The 15,384-nt window shown below is 73.6% G+C and carries 12 protein-coding genes; all 12 read left to right on the top strand.

The features are described from left to right. Positions 1-3 precede the first annotated feature (3 nt). The 12 genes from IPQ09_28025 to IPQ09_27970 all read left to right on the top strand — a co-directional run bounded on the left by IPQ09_28025 (position 4) and on the right by IPQ09_27970 (position 15,326). Entirely contained in the window at positions 4-606 is a 603-nt protein-coding gene (locus IPQ09_28025) for a UbiX family flavin prenyltransferase (GenBank protein MBL0197996.1), read from the top strand. Positions 607-1,225: 619 nt separating this feature from the next. After that, positions 1,226-2,389 (top strand): aminofutalosine synthase MqnE, encoded by a 1,164-nt coding sequence (gene mqnE / locus IPQ09_28020; protein MBL0197995.1) that lies wholly within the window; start codon positions 1,226-1,228, stop codon positions 2,387-2,389. Beyond that, complete coding sequence (mqnC, locus tag IPQ09_28015; protein ID MBL0197994.1) at positions 2,386-4,290, top strand: dehypoxanthine futalosine cyclase; 1,905 nt, start codon at positions 2,386-2,388, stop codon at positions 4,288-4,290. The genes mqnE and mqnC overlap by 4 nt, the downstream gene beginning before the upstream one ends. Then, positions 4,287-5,537, top strand: a complete 1,251-nt coding sequence (locus IPQ09_28010; protein ID MBL0197993.1) for an amidohydrolase family protein — start codon at positions 4,287-4,289, stop codon at positions 5,535-5,537. Before mqnC ends, IPQ09_28010 begins: the two co-directional genes overlap by 4 nt. A gap of 20 nt (positions 5,538-5,557) precedes the next feature. After that, a complete protein-coding gene (locus IPQ09_28005; protein ID MBL0197992.1) occupies positions 5,558-6,415 on the top strand; it encodes a UbiA family prenyltransferase in 858 nt (285 codons plus the stop codon). Positions 6,416-6,489: 74 nt separating this feature from the next. Further along, a complete protein-coding gene (locus tag IPQ09_28000) occupies positions 6,490-7,014 on the top strand; it encodes a hypothetical protein (protein MBL0197991.1) in 525 nt (174 codons plus the stop codon). Further along, positions 7,011-8,297: a hypothetical protein gene (locus tag IPQ09_27995; protein ID MBL0197990.1), complete on the top strand. Its 1,287-nt coding sequence runs from the start codon at positions 7,011-7,013 to the stop codon at positions 8,295-8,297. The genes IPQ09_28000 and IPQ09_27995 overlap by 4 nt, the downstream gene beginning before the upstream one ends. Positions 8,298-8,366: 69 nt before the next feature. Continuing rightward, positions 8,367-9,104 (top strand): methyltransferase domain-containing protein, encoded by a 738-nt coding sequence (locus tag IPQ09_27990; GenBank protein MBL0197989.1) that lies wholly within the window; start codon positions 8,367-8,369, stop codon positions 9,102-9,104. A gap of 102 nt (positions 9,105-9,206) precedes the next feature. Beyond that, positions 9,207-12,338 (top strand): PDZ domain-containing protein, encoded by a 3,132-nt coding sequence (locus IPQ09_27985; protein ID MBL0197988.1) that lies wholly within the window; start codon positions 9,207-9,209, stop codon positions 12,336-12,338. 114 nt (positions 12,339-12,452) lie between these two features. After that, positions 12,453-13,205, top strand: a complete 753-nt coding sequence (locus IPQ09_27980) for a pyridoxine 5'-phosphate synthase (GenBank protein MBL0197987.1) — start codon at positions 12,453-12,455, stop codon at positions 13,203-13,205. A gap of 74 nt (positions 13,206-13,279) precedes the next feature. Then, complete coding sequence (locus tag IPQ09_27975; GenBank protein MBL0197986.1) at positions 13,280-13,654, top strand: holo-ACP synthase; 375 nt, start codon at positions 13,280-13,282, stop codon at positions 13,652-13,654. 1 nt (position 13,655) lies between these two features. Beyond that, positions 13,656-15,326, top strand: a complete 1,671-nt coding sequence (locus tag IPQ09_27970; protein MBL0197985.1) for an NAD(P)H-hydrate dehydratase — start codon at positions 13,656-13,658, stop codon at positions 15,324-15,326. The last annotated feature ends 58 nt before the right edge of the window (positions 15,327-15,384 follow it).

The raw sequence follows: 15,384 nt of genomic DNA, 5'->3' as shown, positions 1-15,384 counted from the left end.
GCCGTGGGCTCGCGCAAGAAGCGCGTGGTGCTCGGCGTCACGGGCGCCAGCGGCGCGCCGTACGCGAAGCGGCTCGCCGGGCTGCTGCGTGGTCGCGACGACGTCGAGGTCGCCGCGTGCCTCTCGAGCACCGCGCCGGAGGTCTGGGCCCTCGAGTGCGGCGGCGACATCCGCGAGGAGCTCGGCCTGCTTGGCCTGCCGGTGTGGGGCGCGCGCGACTACCGCGCCCCGTTCGCGAGCGGGAGCGCGGGGTGGGACGCGATGGTGATCGTGCCGTGCAGCATGGGCACCGTGGCGCGGATCGCCCATGGCACGAGCGAGACCCTGCTCACGCGTGCCGCCGACGTGATGCTGAAGGAGCGCCGCACCCTCATCGTGGTCCCGCGGGAGACGCCGCTCTCGACGCTGCACCTCGAGAACCTCACGACCGTGTCTCGCTACGGCGCGCTCGTGCTCCCCGCGATGCCCTCGTTCTATGCCGGCGAGCGCTCGCTCGAAGGGGCGATCGACACGGTGATCGCGCGGGTCCTAGACCACCTCGGCCTCCCGCACGAGGTAGGTCGACGTTGGGGTGATGGTGCGCAGGCCGAGTCGAGGCGCCCGTGAGCGCGCTCGTCGATCGCGCCCTCGAGCGCGCGGGGCTCCTCGCCGTGGCGCGGGCGCGGCTCCGCGGCGAGCCCTGGCCCGCCGAGGCCGACGGTCGCCTCGCGGCCGCGACGCTGCTCACCGTCGGCGCCCTCGCCGACGCCGTGCGTGTGAGGTCGGCCGGCGACGCGGTGGGCTTCCACGACGCGGCCTCGGCCGGCGTCGTGTGGGTCGAGACGAGCTCGCTCGAGGACGCGGGCGCCGGGCTCGCGCTCCTGCGCCGCGTGGCGACGTTGCGCGTACGGCTCCCCGACGCCGTGCGAATCGGTGTAAACTACAACGAGCTGGGCATCGAGCTGGCGCAGGTCGCCCTCGGCTTCGGCGCGAGCGAGCTCTGCGGTCGGCTCGCGACCAAGCGAGGCCTCCCGATCGCCGACGACGCGACCAAGCGCGTGAAGGGGCGCGGGCAGGTGAGCGCGCAGGAGCTCCAGCGCGACGAGCTCGCCTCGCTCGTCGCCTGCGTGGGGCGCCGCGCGGTCTTTCTCCCGAACGGCGCGCGGTCTCTCCCTGGCACCACCCGCCGCGCCTCCGCCGAGCCACGCCGCGCGGCCCACCGACGACGCGACCGAAGGAGCGACCCATGTCTGATCGTCTTGATCTCGACGCCATCGAAGCCAAGGTCGCGAGGGGCGAGCGCCTCTCGGCCGAGGAGGGCGTCGCGCTCTTCCGCACGCCCGACCTGCTCGGGCTCGCGCGGCTCGCCAACCAGGTCCGCGAGCGTCGCCACGGCGACCGCACCTACTTCAACAAGAACCTGCGCGTGGAGGTCACGAACGTGTGCGTGGCCTCGTGCCTCTTCTGCTCGTTCGCGCGGCTCGAGGAGCACATGCCGGGCGCGCACACCATGTCGCTCGAGGAAGCCTGGGGCAAGCTCGAGGCCCGCCTGGACGACCCGCCCTCCGAGGTGCACGTGGTGAACGGGCTCCACCCCGGCCTGCCGTTCACGTACTACGAGGAGCTGCTCCGGGGCTTCAAGCGCGTGAAGCCCGACATCCACCTGAAGTGCTTCACGGCGGTCGAGCTCCACTTCTTCGCGCAGCACTACGGCATGACGGTGCGGGAGGTGCTGCGGCGCCTCATGGACGCGGGCCTCGACAGCTTGCCGGGCGGCGGCGCGGAGATCTTCCACCCCGAAGTGCGCACGCGCATCAGCGCCGACAAGGCCACGGCGGACGAGTGGCTCGAGGCCCACCGCGTGGCGCACGGGCTCGGGCTGCGCTCGAACGCCACGATGCTCTACGGGCACGTGGAGACCTTCGAGCATCGGATCGATCACCTGCTCCGCCTGCGCGCGCTGCAGGACGAGACCGGCGGCTTCCAGGCCTTCATCCCGCTCGCGTTTCACCCCGACGGCAACGGCATGAAGAACCTGCCCGCGCCCACGGCGATGGACGACCTCCGCACCGTGGCTGTCTCGCGCCTCGTGCTCGACAACTTCGACCACATCAAGGCCTATTGGGTCAGCATGACCCCGAAGATCGCCCAGGTGGCGCTCTCGTTCGGGGCCGACGATCTCGACGGGACCATCGTCCACGAGACCATCTACAAGGCCGCTGGCTCGCGCTCTCCCGACGGGCTCGGCGTGGGCGAGCTCGTGCGCCTCATCCGCGAGGCGGGTCGCCGCCCCGTCGAGCGCGACACGCTCTACAACGTGGTGCGCGAGCACGAGAAGAGCGCCGTGCCCGAGGCCGCGATCAAGGTGCGCGAGCGGAAGGCCGGCCTCCACCTCGAGGTCGTCCGATGAGCGGCGCACCGCGGCGGCTCGGGGCCGTCTCCTACCTCAACGCCCGGCCGCTCTGGGCGGCCTTCGAGGGAGGCGGGCCGCTCCACGGGCGGCTCGAGCTCGAGCTCGGCCTGCCGTCCGTCGTCGCGCGGAGGCTCGCGGAGGACGAGGTGGCCGCTGCGCTCGTGCCCGTGGCGGCGGCCGCGACCCTCGGTGGCCTCTCGCTCGCGGGTGGCGCGTGCATCGGGTCGCGCGGACCGGTGCGCAGCGTGGTCCTCGTGGCGGAGCGTCCGCTCCACGAGCTCGACACGATCGCGCTCGACCTCTCGTCGCGCACGAGCGCGGTGCTCGCGCGCCTCGTGCTCGCGCGGCGCGGGCTCTCACCTCGCCTCGTGGGGCGCGCGCCTCGTCAGGCGATCGAGGGCGTGGCCGACCGCGCGGGCGCGCTGGTCATCGGCGATCCCGCGCTCGCCCTCGAGGGGCGCTTCGCGCACACGCTCGATCTCGCCGAGGCGTGGCGCGAGTGGACGGGCCTCCCCTTCGTGTTCGCGGCCTGGTTCGCGCGACCCGGGGCGCTCTCGGAGGCCGACCTCGGCGCTCTGGGGGCCGCGGCCTCGTGGGGGCTCGAGCACCGCGGAGCGCTGGCCGCCGTGCACGCCGCCGAGCACGGCGGTGATCCCTCGGATCTCGCCTCCTACCTTCATGATTCGCTCCGCTACGAGCTCGACGACGAGGCGACGCGTGGGCTCGAGCGTTTCCTCGACGAGGCGGCCGCCGTGGGCCTGTTGCCTCCCGCGCGGTTCGAGCGCCTGCGCTCTGTCTCGGCGCCGCGGGCCGCCCGCTCCCCGAGCCGCTCGCTCGACGCCATCCTCGCGCGCGCCGAGGAGGGCGCGCGCCTCTCCGGCGACGACGGCGAGCGCCTGCTCGCGGAGGCCTCCCTCTTCGACCTCGGCCTCGCGGCGCAGTCCGCGCGCACGCGGAAGAACCCCAGCGACGTCGTCACCTACATCGTCGACCGCAACGTCAACTACACGAACGTGTGCACGACGAGCTGCCGGTTCTGTGCATTCTACAGGCGACCGGGAGACCCGGAGGGCTACGTCCTCACGCGCGAGGTGCTCGCGCAGAAGCTCTCCGAGGTGAAGGCAGCGGGCGGCGTGCAGATCTTGCTGCAAGGCGGCCTGAACCCCGCGCTCCGCATCGAGTGGTACGAGGACCTGTTCCGCTGGATCAAGGCCGACTTCGCGCTAGGCCTCCACGCGCTCTCGCCCGAGGAGATCCTCCACATCGCCGAGCTCGAGGGGCTCTCCGTCACCCAGGTGCTCGAGCGGCTCCACGCCGCTGGGCTCGACTCGGTGCCGGGCGGCGGCGCCGAGATCCTGGTCGACCGCGTGCGCCGCACGATCGCGAAGGCCAAGTGCACGAGCGAGCAGTGGCTGTCCGTCATGCGTGCCGCGCATGGCCTCGGCCTGCGCTCGAGCGCGACGATGATGTACGGCACCGTGGACACCGCCCGCGACCGGATAAACCACCTCCTCAAGCTGCGCGAGCTGCAGGACGAGACCGGCGGCTTCACCGCGTTCTTCTGCTGGGACTACCAGTTCGAGGAGGGCACACACATCCGCCCAGGCGAGCACGGCACGATGCTCTACCTCCGGCAGCAGGCGGTCGCCCGGCTCATGCTCGACAACTTCGACCACGTCGGGGCGTCGTGGGTCACCCAGGGGCCTGACGTGGGGCAGGTGGCGCTCCTCTTCGGGGCCGACGATCTCGGGAGCGTCATGTTCGAGGAGAACGTGGTCTCGAGCGCAGGCACCACCTTCCGTATGGACGCGCGGGGCATGGAGGCGCGGATTCGCGCGACGGGCTACCGCGCGGCGCGGCGCGACGTGCGCTACGTGTGGCTCACGGAGCCTGTGTGATCCGCGCGCTGCACGCGACCGCGGTCGTGCCGGGCGACGCGCCCTCGTTCCTCGACGGGGCGCTCGTGCTCGACGACGAAGGTCGCGTGCTCGACGTGGGCCGCGCGGACGCGGTGCTCCCTCGCCACGCAGGCGCGCGCGTACAGAGGGTGGACGGCGTGGTCTTCCCGGGGCTCGTCAACGCGCACACGCACCTCGAGCTCTCGGCGCTGCGCGGGCGCGTGCCCTCGCGCCCGGACCTGGGCTTCGCGGGCTGGGCGGAGGCCATGCTCGCGGCGCGCGCCGACACCGCGCCAGAGAGCGCCGCGCGCGCGATCGACGGCGCGGTCCGCGAGCTCGTCGCGCACGCCACCGTCGCCGTGGGTGATGTGAGCAACACCCTCGCGAGCGTCGCCGCGTTGGGCGAGCACGGCCTCGTCGGATCAGTGTTTCACGAGGTGTTCGGCGCCGATCCGGAGGCCGCGGTCGCGCGGGTCTCGCGCCTCGCCGCGGAGGCGCGAGCGCTGCGCTGGCCCGCCGGGCTCACCTGGGCGCCGTCGCCGCACGCGCTGCACACGCTCCACCCCGAGGGCGTGCGCGCCGTGCTGGCGCTCGCGCGGAGCGTGGGCGCGCGCGCGTCGCTGCACCTCGCCGAGGACGCGGCGGAGCGCGAGGTGCTTGTCGACGGGCGCGGGCCGATGCGGGCGTTCCTCGCGGCGCGCGGGGTGCGAGTGGAGGCCTTCCCCTGGCCGGGCTGCGGGCCGACCGAGTACGCAGCACGGCTAGGCGCGCTGGCCGAGGACGTGGCGCTCGTGCACCTCGTGGACGCGCGCCCCGCGGAGCTCGCGCGCGTCGCGGAGGCGGGCGCGCCGGTCGTGCTGTGCCCGCGGTCGAACGCGTGGATCGGCGGTCACGCCGCGCCCGTGGCGGCGCTGCTGACCGCGGGCGTCGAGCCCGCGCTGGGGACCGACTCGCTCGCCTCGTGTCGTTCGCTGGACGTGCTCGAGGAGGCGGCCCTGCTCCGGCACCGTGGCGCGGCGAGCGCAGAGAGGCTCGTGCGTATGGCGACCTATAATGGCGCGAAAGTGTTGGGAATTGCGAGCCTCGGGCGGCTCGCGCGCGGCGCGAGGCCCGGCGTGTTTGCGGTGCTCGGCGCGCTGGACGACGCGCCCGCGGAGTGGCTGCTCGCTCACGCGGGGGCGCCGCGCGTGCGGCTCGACCGGCGCGCCGGGGCGGCCATGCCGGCGGCCACGAGGGCAGCGTCGTGAGCGCGGGTCTGCGCGCCAAGCTGCGGGCGTACGCGGATCTCGTCGCGCTCTCGCACACGGTGTTCGCGCTCCCGTTCGCCGCGACCGCCGTCGTGCTCGCCTTGCGCGCGCCTCACTTGCCGCTCACGCCGGCGCGGCTCGGCGCGATGCTCGTGTGTTTGGTTTCGGCGCGAACGGCCGCGATGGCCTGGAACCGCTACGCCGATCGCGACGTGGACGCCGCGAATCCGCGGACCCGCGAGCGCCCGATCCAGACCGGCCGCGTCCGGCCGCGCGACGCCCTCGCGCTCACGGTCGCGGCGTCGCTCGCCTTCGTCCTGTCGGCCTCGACGCTTGGCCGTGCTCCTCTCGTGCTCGCGCTCCCCGTGCTCGCCGTGCTGCTCGGCTATTCGCTCGCGAAGCGCTTCACGTGGGCTGCGCACGCCTGGCTCGGTTTGGCGCTGGCGCTCGCGCCGGGGGGCGCGTGGATCGCGGTCGGCGCGGCCCCCGGGGCGGGGATCGTGGCGCTCATGGGCGCCGTGCTCACGTGGCTCTTCGGGTTCGACGTTCTGTATTCTCTGCAAGACGAGGGCTTCGACCGCGAGCGCGGGCTGCACTCGGTGCCCGTGCGCTTCGGCGCTCGCGGCGCGCTGCGCCTCTCCGCCGCCGCTCACGTGGCCACGGTGGCGCTCCTCGCCGCCGCGGGCGCGGCGCTCCACCGCGGGCCCGCGTACTTCGCCGGCGCCGTGCTGTTCGGCGCGGTGCTGGTGATCGAGCATCGGCTCGTGCGCGGAGGCGATCTCCGGCGCATCGACAAGGCGTTCTTCGACTGCAACGCGCTCGTGAGCCTCGGGTTCTTCGGCACCACCGTGCTCGACGCGTGGCTCCTGCCGCGGTGAGCGCGGGCCTTCTTGCGAACGGGGCTCCTGGCGTTGCCTGGCGCAATCCGCGCAATCTGGAGTAAAGACGAGACGTGGGCGACGACGGAAGGCACATGCGCGTGAGCCCGGCCACGAAGGCCCGGGAGAGCCGCGTCGGCGCGGTCTTCGCGGCGCTCTTCAGCCTCGCCATCGTCGTGTTGTGGGCCGCGAAGGCGCGCAAGCACGATCCACGCGATCTCTCTCGCCTGCGCCCCGCCGCCCCGAGCGTCGCGAGCGCCGGGCCCGCGCCCGCTCAGCTCGAGCTGGCGCTCTCGGCGAGCCCCGAGCGCGTCGACGAGATCGGCCGCGCGCTCGCGCCGGCGGTCAAGCGCTCGGCGGTGTGTATGGGCGGGGTCTACGGACGTGCGCTCGTGGAGGTGGTGTTCGCGCCGAGCGGTGAGGCGACGGAGGCGCGCTTCGCCGCGACCAACACCCTCCCGGTCGCGGCGCTCTTCCAGGACACCTGCGTGCTGAAGGAGCTGCGCGCGGCTCGCATCGCGCCAAGCGCGTCCGCGCTCACCGCGTCGTTTACGGTGTGGAACTTCCCGACCGCGGGCTCGCCTCCGAGCACTCCGTGAGTCAGCGGGCCGTGGCCGCCGTCGCGCTCGTAGCGTTCGCGGCGTGCAAGCCGCCCGCGCCCACCCCCGCCCCTGACGCCGGCTCAGCCAGCGTGACGGCGGCGAGCGCCGCGCACCCCCTCGACGCCGCGGTGTCCGCGCCGGCGGTGACCTCGCCGGCGCCCGCGAGCCCCGCCGCGAGCGACGACGCCGCGCCGAACGCGGCGCCCCGCCCCCCGGACGCCGGCGCGTCCTGCCGCGTGGTGTACGGGCCCGAGCCGCTCGGTTTTCGAGGCGCCGTCGCGCTCGCCGTGGAGGGAAGCCGCCTCGTGGTCGTCGCGAACGACGGGGGCAAGCCGCGGACCGAGAGCGTCGCGATCCCCGCGGTGCCGCCGCGTGGCGCGACGCCGCGGCCTTCGGGACTCACGGACCGAGCGCCCGTGCAAGTCCTCGACTCCACCCCGTGCGAGGTCGCGGGCGCCACGCGGGTGTGCCCGGCGCGCGACGGAGCGGTGCGGCGCTACGGACCCGCGGGCGAGCGGCTCGTCGGCATGTCCCGGCCGGGAACAAGGGTGGCCGCCGCGACCGTGGGGACGCGCACCGCGATAGCCTTCCTCGTCGAGCGGCCGGCGACCGGGCAGGGGGAGACCGTGCTCCACGCGCGCGTCGCCCTCGACGACGCCGCCCCGGTGCGCCTCTCGGACGACGGGGGCGGCGCGACCCAGCTCGCGCTCGTGTCGCTCGGCGACAAGGCGGTGGCGCTCACGCTCGACGCCCGCATGGCCATGACGCCCGTCCACGCGCGCGAGCTCTCCGTAGGCACCGGGGGCGCGCTCACGCTCGGCCCCGACGCGGTGCTCGCGATCGGGGGGCCCGCGGAGCGCGGCGTGGCTCTCGCCGCGGGGCGCGCGGGCGCCGACGTGTTCGCGCTCGTGCCGCTGCCGAGCGAGATCACCACGTTCGGGATGACCACGCTGAAGGTGCCCTCGCCGCCGCGCGCCGACGTGCCCGTCGTGCTGTCGCGGTACCCGAACGGGCTCGACCCCGCCCCGCTCGCCGCCACGCACGGCGGCAAACATGTGTACATTGCACGCGTTGTCCCCGAGTCGGCGGCGCCGCACGCGGCCCGCGCGCTGGAGCTCGGGCGGCTCGCGCCCTCGGGGCAGTTCCTCTCGTACGGCCTCGTCGCGCGCACCTCCGTGACGGATGTCGCGATCGTCGAGGACAACGAGCACGCCCTCTGGGTCGGCTTCGGCGACGGCGGGCGCACGTGGCTCGCGCGCTTCGTGTGTCCTCCGGGGTAGCCGCCGGGCCGGCGGGGCCGAGCCGCTCCGGATTTCACCCCCGCGCGCGGCGGTGCTAAGACCGGCCGCATGTCAGCCCCCGCCGGCCTCACCGAAAACCGCGCCTACTACGACGAGTTCTCCAAGCGCTACGAGGCCGAGCGCCGCCCGAACGACGCGAGCGGCTACCACGCGCTCGTCGACGACCTGGAGATCGAGCTCTGCGAGCGGTACGGCCGCGGGCGCGACGTCCTCGAGGTGGGCTGCGGCACGGGGCTCATCCTCGAGCGCGTACGCCGGTTCGCGCGCAGCGCGAAGGGCATCGATCTGTCGCCCGGCATGCTCGCCCTCGCGCGCGAGCGCGGCCTCGACGTCTGCGAGGGCTCGGCCACGAGCCTGCCCTTCGAGGAAGAGTCCTTCGACGTCACCTGCTCGTTCAAGGTGCTCGCCCACGTCGAGGACATCGGCAAGGCGCTCGCCGAGATGAGCCGCGTGACCCGTAAGGGCGGCGTGCTGCTCGCCGAGTTTTACAACCCGCTGAGCTTCCGCGCGCTCGCGAAGGTGCTCGGGCCGGCCGGCAAGATCTCCGACAAGACCCGGGAGAGCGCCGTGTACACGCGGTTCGACGCCCCGTGGTCGCTCGGCAAGGTGCTCCCTCCGGGCACGCGCGTCGAGGCGGCGCGCGGCGTCCGCATCGTGACCCCGGCCGCGGCCTTCATGCGAATCCCTGTGCTGCGCGACGTGCTCCGCAAGGCCGAGACCACACTGTGCGACACGCCCGCTGCCGTCTTCGGGGGCTTCTACATCGCGGTCGTGCGCAAGCTCTGACCGCGCGGCCCTCGCCAGCGCGGGCGCGGCTCCGGCGCGCCGTCCACGATTCCGCGGAACCGCTCGGGTTTCCGGCCGGCCGTGCGTATACTTCGTGCCGATATGCCCACCTGGCCCAAGGTCGTGAAGGTTTCGGCGCTCTTTGGCGCCTTCGGTGTCGCCGCGGTCCTCGCGCTCCGCTTCCACGGGGGTGGCCTCTGGCATGGCCTCGCGCCCGCGAGCGCCGCGAGCGTCTCCCACACCGCCCAGAACTACGATCTGACGCAGCTCAAGGTCGTCAACGAGGTGCTGAAGACCATCCGCGACCGCTACGTCGACCCGAAGCGCGCCAAGCCGAAGGACATGCTCCTCTCGGCGCTGAACTTCGTTCAGCGCGACGTGGCCCAGGTCATCGTGCTCTACGAGGAGGGCGCGCCCACCGTGAAGGTGCGGGTCGACACGCAGGAGAAGGAGTTCCGGGTCGACAACGTGCTCGCCCCCTGGGACGTCTCGGCGCGCCTGCGTGACGTGTTCGCCTTCATCCAGGAAGGCCTGCGGGGGACCGAAGTGGACCTCCGCCAGGTCGAGTACGCCGCGTGCAACGGCATGCTGCACACCCTCGACCCGCACTCGGTGCTGCTGTCGCCCGAGGCCTACAAGGAGATGAACCTCTCCACGAGCGGCCAGTTCGGCGGGCTCGGCATCGTCATCTCCATCCGCGATCAGCAGCTCACCATCATGAACCCGATGCCGAACACGCCGGCGGGTCGCGCGGGGGTGCGCCGGCACGACCGCATCATGAAGATCGGCAACGAGTCGACGCTGAACATGGGCCTGAACGAGGCCGTGCAGCACCTGCGCGGCGCCCCGGGCTCGAAGGTCTCCGTGTGGATCCACCGCGACGGCGCCGACGGCTGGCCCGGCATGAAAGAGTTCGTGCTCACGCGCGAGACCATCAAGGTCGCGAGCGTGGAGTCGCGCCTCCTCGACGGGGGCATCGGCTACGTGCGCCTCAAGCAGTTCCAAGCGAACACGGCCGCCGACCTCGAGAAGGCCCTCGGCGAGCTGAAGAAATCGGGCGAGCTCAAGGGGCTCGTGCTCGACCTGCGCGGCAACCCGGGCGGTCTGCTCGACCAGTCGGCGCGCGTGGTCGACAAGTTCATCGCCTCGGGCCCCATCGTAGCGACCGTGGGCAACGCCCCCGAGGATCGCGAAGAGAAGGTCGCGCACGCGCCCGGCACCGAGCCGAACTACCCCATCGCCATCCTCGTGAGCGGCAACTCGGCCAGCGCGAGCGAGATCGTGGCGGGCGCGATGAAGAACCACGACCGCGCCATCCTGATCGGCGAGACCACCTTCGGGAAGGGGAGCGTGCAGCTCGTGTTCCCCGACCTCCCGGACAAGGCGGCGCTCAAGCTCACGATCGCGCAGTACCTCACCGAGCCGGGCGACATCTCCATCCAGGGGACGGGCGTCACCCCGGACATCGAGCTCGATCCCATGACCGCCGACCTCCAGGAGATGGACCTCACGGTCGATCAGGGCGGCACCAAGGAGCGCGATCTCGCGCGGAGCCTCTCCAACGCGCGCATCCGTGAGGGGCAGAAGCCCGCGGAGCTCGTGCGGTACAACCTGCCGCAGAAGGAGCGCCAGGAGCTCCGTGAGCGCGGCGGCGATCCCGACGACACCTTCGCCCTCGATTTTCCGATTCGCTTCGCGCGCGATGTCGTCGCGAAGGTGCCGGCCGGCAAGCGGCTCGAGCAGGTGCGCGCGGCGAAGGCGCTGGTCGCCGAGGCCCGCAGCGCCGAGATCGCCAAGGTCGCCCAAGACCTCCAGGCGCTCGGCATCGACTGGGCCGACGCCCCCGCCGACGTGCCGCAAGCGAGCGCTCCCGCCGCGCCGCCCGCCGTCGACGTGAAGGTCGAGACCGATCGCCCCAACAACGAGGGTGTGCCCGGCGAGCCGATGGCGCTCAAGCTCACCGTCACGAACAAGGGAAAAGAGCCGCTCTATCGCCTCGCCGCGATGACGAAGAGCGACAACCCGATGTTCGACAACAAGGAGCTCGTCGTCGGCAAGCTCGAGCCCGGAAAGAGCCGCACCGTGACGGCCCCGCTCGGGTGGTGCGAGACCGAGGGGCGCAAGGCCGGCAGCACCGCGCCGCTCCCGAAGGACGCGCCTCGCGTGTGCCGCATTCCTCGCGACGCGCTGTCGCGGGCCGACGGCATCCGCGTGCGCTTCGACGAGGCCCGAGGCCGCGTCCCTGCGCCGGCCGAGCTCCGCGTCGGCGTGAAGGGCCTCGAGCGGCCAGTGTTCGCCTACAGCTACCAGGTCGTCGACAACCGCAAGGGCAACGGTGACGGGCGCGTGCAGAAGGGCGAGGACGTCACCATGTACGTCACCGTGACCAACGTCGGTCGCGGTCGCTCCTACGAGACCCAGGCGAACCTCCGCAACCTCTCGGGCGACGGGCTCCTGCTCCGCGAGGGGCGCTTCGACGTGTCCAACCTCAAGCCCGGCGAGTCGCGCAAGCTCTCGTTCACCTTCGAGGTGCGTGAGGCGCTCGCGGACACCGAGGCGAAGGTCGAGCTCTCGATCGGCGATCGCGATCTGCGCGAAAACACTGTAGAAAAGGTCCGAATCCCCATCGCACCCGCGGCCTCGCTCACGCCGGCCCAGGGCGCGGTGAAGGGCAAGGCGCAGGGCGCCGCGTTGCTCGAGTCGCCCGACGGGGGGGCGCGGGTCATCGGCCGCCTGCCCTCGGGCGTGGCCGCCTCGGTCACCGCGGTCATGGGCGAGTACAAGAAGGTCACCCTGTCGGAGGGGCGCTTCGCGTTCGTCCGAGCGGCGGAGGTGGACGGCGGCGGGAACCCCGCGGCGCACGTGCCCTACGAAGAGGAGCTGCAGCGGTTCCCGCCGGCCATCGAGTTGGGCGATCCCGCGCTCGCGACCCGCGACACGCACTTCGTCCTGAAGGGGACGGCGAGCGACACGGTGCGCCTGCTGGACGCGTACGTGGTCGTGGGCTCGCGCAAGGTGTACTACCGGTCGAACCGCAACGGCCCCGATCCGAAGAAGATGACCTTCGAGGCCGACATCCCGCTGCGACCGGGCGTCAACGTCATCGCGGTCATCGCCCGCGAGAACCCCGACACCGTGGGGCGTAGGCTCTTCGTCGTGCGGCGCGACGGCCCGAACGGCGAGCTCTTGGCCACGCCCAAGACCGACGAGGACGAGGCGGGCGGCGACGACTGAGGTCGCGGGCGGGCTCCCGCCCCGGGTCCAGCCCACGATTTCCTCTTGCGAAACCGGGGGGCTTCCTCAAGAGTCCCGCCGGTGCAGCTCCCCACGTCCGAGGACTCTCCGGCCCTGTCGCCCCGCGTCCGACTCCATGTGAACATCGATCACGTGGCGACGCTCCGCAACGCGCGCGGCACGCCCTATCCCGACCCGGTCGAGGCGGCGCGGCGCTGCCTCGAGGCGGGCGCCCACGGCATCACGGCACACCTCCGGGAGGACCGGCGCCACATCCGCGACGACGACGTCGAGCGCCTTCGCGCGGCGCTCCGCGCGACGTTCAACCTGGAGATCGCTGCCACCGACGAGATGATGGAGATCGCGCTCCGCGTGCGCCCGGACGTGGTCACCTTCGTGCCCGAGCGGCGCGAGGAGCGCACGACCGAAGGCGGCCTCGACGTGGTGCGCGCGCGTGAGCGCCTCGCGGGGTACGTGGCGAGGCTCGCGGAGGCCTCCGTGAAGGTGAGCCTCTTCATCGCCGCCGACCCCGCGCAGATCGCCGCCTCCGCCGGGCTCGGGGTCGAGCAGATCGAGCTCCACACCGGCGACTACGCGCACGCGAGCCCCGGCGAGCAGGCCGCGGCGCGGCTGGCGGAGCTCGCGCGTGGCGCGGCGCAGGCGCACGCCGCGAACCTCGAGGTCGCCGCGGGCCACGGGCTCACGCAGGCCAACGTGGTCGGGCTCATGAGCGTCCCCGAGATCGCCGAGCTCAACATCGGCCACGCCGTGGTCTCCGACGCGGTGTTCTGCGGTATTCGCGAGGCCGTGCGGGCGTTCGGGCGCGCGGTCGACGTGGGCGTCGCGTCGCGCGGCCGACGGTCGTAGGTCCGCGGGCGCGTCGGCCCCGGCGAGGCACCGAAAGCCGTCGGGGGCCGCGCCATTTTCGCTACGATGGCCCCATGATCGTCGGGCTCGGCGTGGACGTGTGCTCGATCGCCCGCATGCGCGCGGCCCTCGAGCGTCACGGGGACCGCCTCTTCGCGCGGCTCTGCGGCCCCGACGAGCGCGCAGACCTCGAAGGCCGCGAGCGCGCGCCCGCGATCGCCGGGCGGTTCGCCGCGAAAGAGGCGTTCGTGAAGGCGACCGACGGAGCGCGAGGCCTCGCGTGGCACGACTGCCGCGTCCGGCGCGCGCCGAGCGGACGACCCGTGCTCGAGCTGCATGGCACGGCCCTCGCGCTCGCTACCGCGCTCGGCGCCGACCGGTGGCACGTGAGCCTCTCGCAGGACGCAGGCGTCGCGGTGGCGGTGGTCGTCCTCGAGGCGAGCCGCTGACATGCGGCCCCTCTTCGCCCCCGAGGCCATGCGCGCGTTCGACGCCTACGCCAGCGCGCGCGGCACGCCCTCGCTCCTCCTCATGGAGAACGCCGGTCGCGGCGCGTACGAGGTGCTGGCCCGCGAGCTGCTCGGCGGAGCGCCCGCGGGCAAGCGCGTGGTGCTCGCGGCCGGTCGTGGGAACAACGGCGGCGACGCCTTCGTGGTCGCGCGGAGGCTTACGGTCGTGGGCGCCGAGGCCGTCGTGTATTGCCCTGTCGGCGTGGGCGCGCTCATGGGCGACGCGCTGACGAACGCCGAGGCGTTCGTGGGGCTGGGCGGGCAGGTGCATCTGCTCGACGAGCGAGGCCTCGAGGCCTTCGCGCGCGACGTGACCGCCGCCGATGCCGTGGTCGACGGGCTCTTTGGCACGGGCCTCGCGCGGGCCATCGAGGGGCCCTCCCGTGTCGCCGTGGAGCGCATCGCCGAGGCTCGACGCAAGGTGCTCGCGCTCGACCTGCCCTCGGGCTTGTGCGGGCGCACCGGAGAGGTGCTGGGCGCGGCCGTGCTCGCCGCGCACACCGCGACCTTCGTGGGCGAGAAGCTCGGCACCGCCACGCCGGTGGGGCGCGAGCACGCGGGCGTGGTGCACGTGGTCGACATCGGCGTGCCGCTCGCGCTGCCCGGCTTGCCACCCGCGGCGCGCGCGACGGCGTGGTGCCTCGCGGAGGACGATGTCCGCGGGGCCCTCGCCCCGCGCCCCGCGTCGGTTCACAAGTACCGGGCCGGGCACGTCGCGGTGCTCGGTGGCAGCCCAGGAAAGACGGGCGCGGCGCTCCTCGCGGCGTTGGGCGCGGCGCGCGCTGGCGCTGGCGCGACGACGCTTGCTGCGGCTCGCTCGACGGTCGCTGCCTTCGAGATGCGCGTGCTCGAGAGCATGACCGCGGCGCTCGACGATGCCCACTCGCTCGGCGAGGGTGCGCTCCGTGATCGTATGCACCGCGGGGGCGGGGGCGCGCACGGCGGGGGCGCGGCGGGGGAGGGTGGCCCGAGCGTGCGCGGCCTCGTGGAGCTGCTCGCGGGGAAGCGCGCGATCGTGGTGGGGCCAGGCCTCGGCCGGGGGCCGTGGGCGCGGGCGCTGGTGGAGCGGGTGCTCGCGCTCGCGGAGGCGCCGGTGGTGCTCGACGCCGACGGCTTCGCGGGCCTGGAGGGGCGCCTCTCGGCCCTTCGAGACCGGCGTGGCCCCACCGTGCTGCTTCCGCACGAGGGCGAGCTCGGGAGGCTCCTTGGCGTCTCCGCGGCGGACATCGCCCGTGACCGCTTCGGTGCAGCGCGCGAGGCGGCGCTCACCTCGGGCGCGATCGTGGTGCTGAAGGGGGCCTGCACCGTGATCGCCGCGTGGGCCCAAGCCGGCGCAGACGGCGGAGCCGACGAGGTCACGCTCCGCGTGGTCGACGAGGGCACGCCTACCCTCGCGGTCGCGGGCTCGGGTGATGTGCTCGCGGGCATCGTGGGCGCCTTCGCGTGCGAGCTGCCTTTGGCTCGCGCTGCGGAGCTCGGCGTCTTCGTGCACGCTCGCGCGGGCCGGGCGTGGGCGCGGGCTCACGGCGAGCGCGGTATGCTCGCGCGCGAGATCGCCGAGGGCGTGCCCGCCGTGCTCGCGGGTCTCACTGGGCCGCGCGGCGCGGCCTGAGGCCGCGAGGTGTCGCGAGACACACGCGCGTGTCCAGGCTGACCCGGCGTCTCGGTCG

The organism is Myxococcales bacterium (assembly GCA_016720545.1).
Classification (GTDB): domain Bacteria; phylum Myxococcota_A; class Polyangia; order Polyangiales; family Polyangiaceae; genus JAAFHV01.
Note: the sequence above shows the minus strand (reverse complement) of the source record. Positions and strands in the feature narration are given on the sequence as shown.

Excerpts from the sequence above, each read along its gene's own strand:
- mqnE (MBL0197995.1), top strand. The coding sequence starts at position 1,226 with ATGTCTGATCGTCTTGATCTCGACGCCATCGAAGCCAAGGTCGCGAGG.
- IPQ09_27985 (MBL0197988.1), top strand. The coding sequence starts at position 9,207 with ATGCCCACCTGGCCCAAGGTCGTGAAGGTTTCGGCGCTCTTTGGCGCC.
- IPQ09_27970 (MBL0197985.1), top strand. The coding sequence starts at position 13,656 with ATGCGGCCCCTCTTCGCCCCCGAGGCCATGCGCGCGTTCGACGCCTAC.
- mqnC (MBL0197994.1), top strand. The coding sequence starts at position 2,386 with ATGAGCGGCGCACCGCGGCGGCTCGGGGCCGTCTCCTACCTCAACGCC.
- IPQ09_27975 (MBL0197986.1), top strand. The coding sequence starts at position 13,280 with ATGATCGTCGGGCTCGGCGTGGACGTGTGCTCGATCGCCCGCATGCGC.
- IPQ09_27990 (MBL0197989.1), top strand. The coding sequence starts at position 8,367 with ATGTCAGCCCCCGCCGGCCTCACCGAAAACCGCGCCTACTACGACGAG.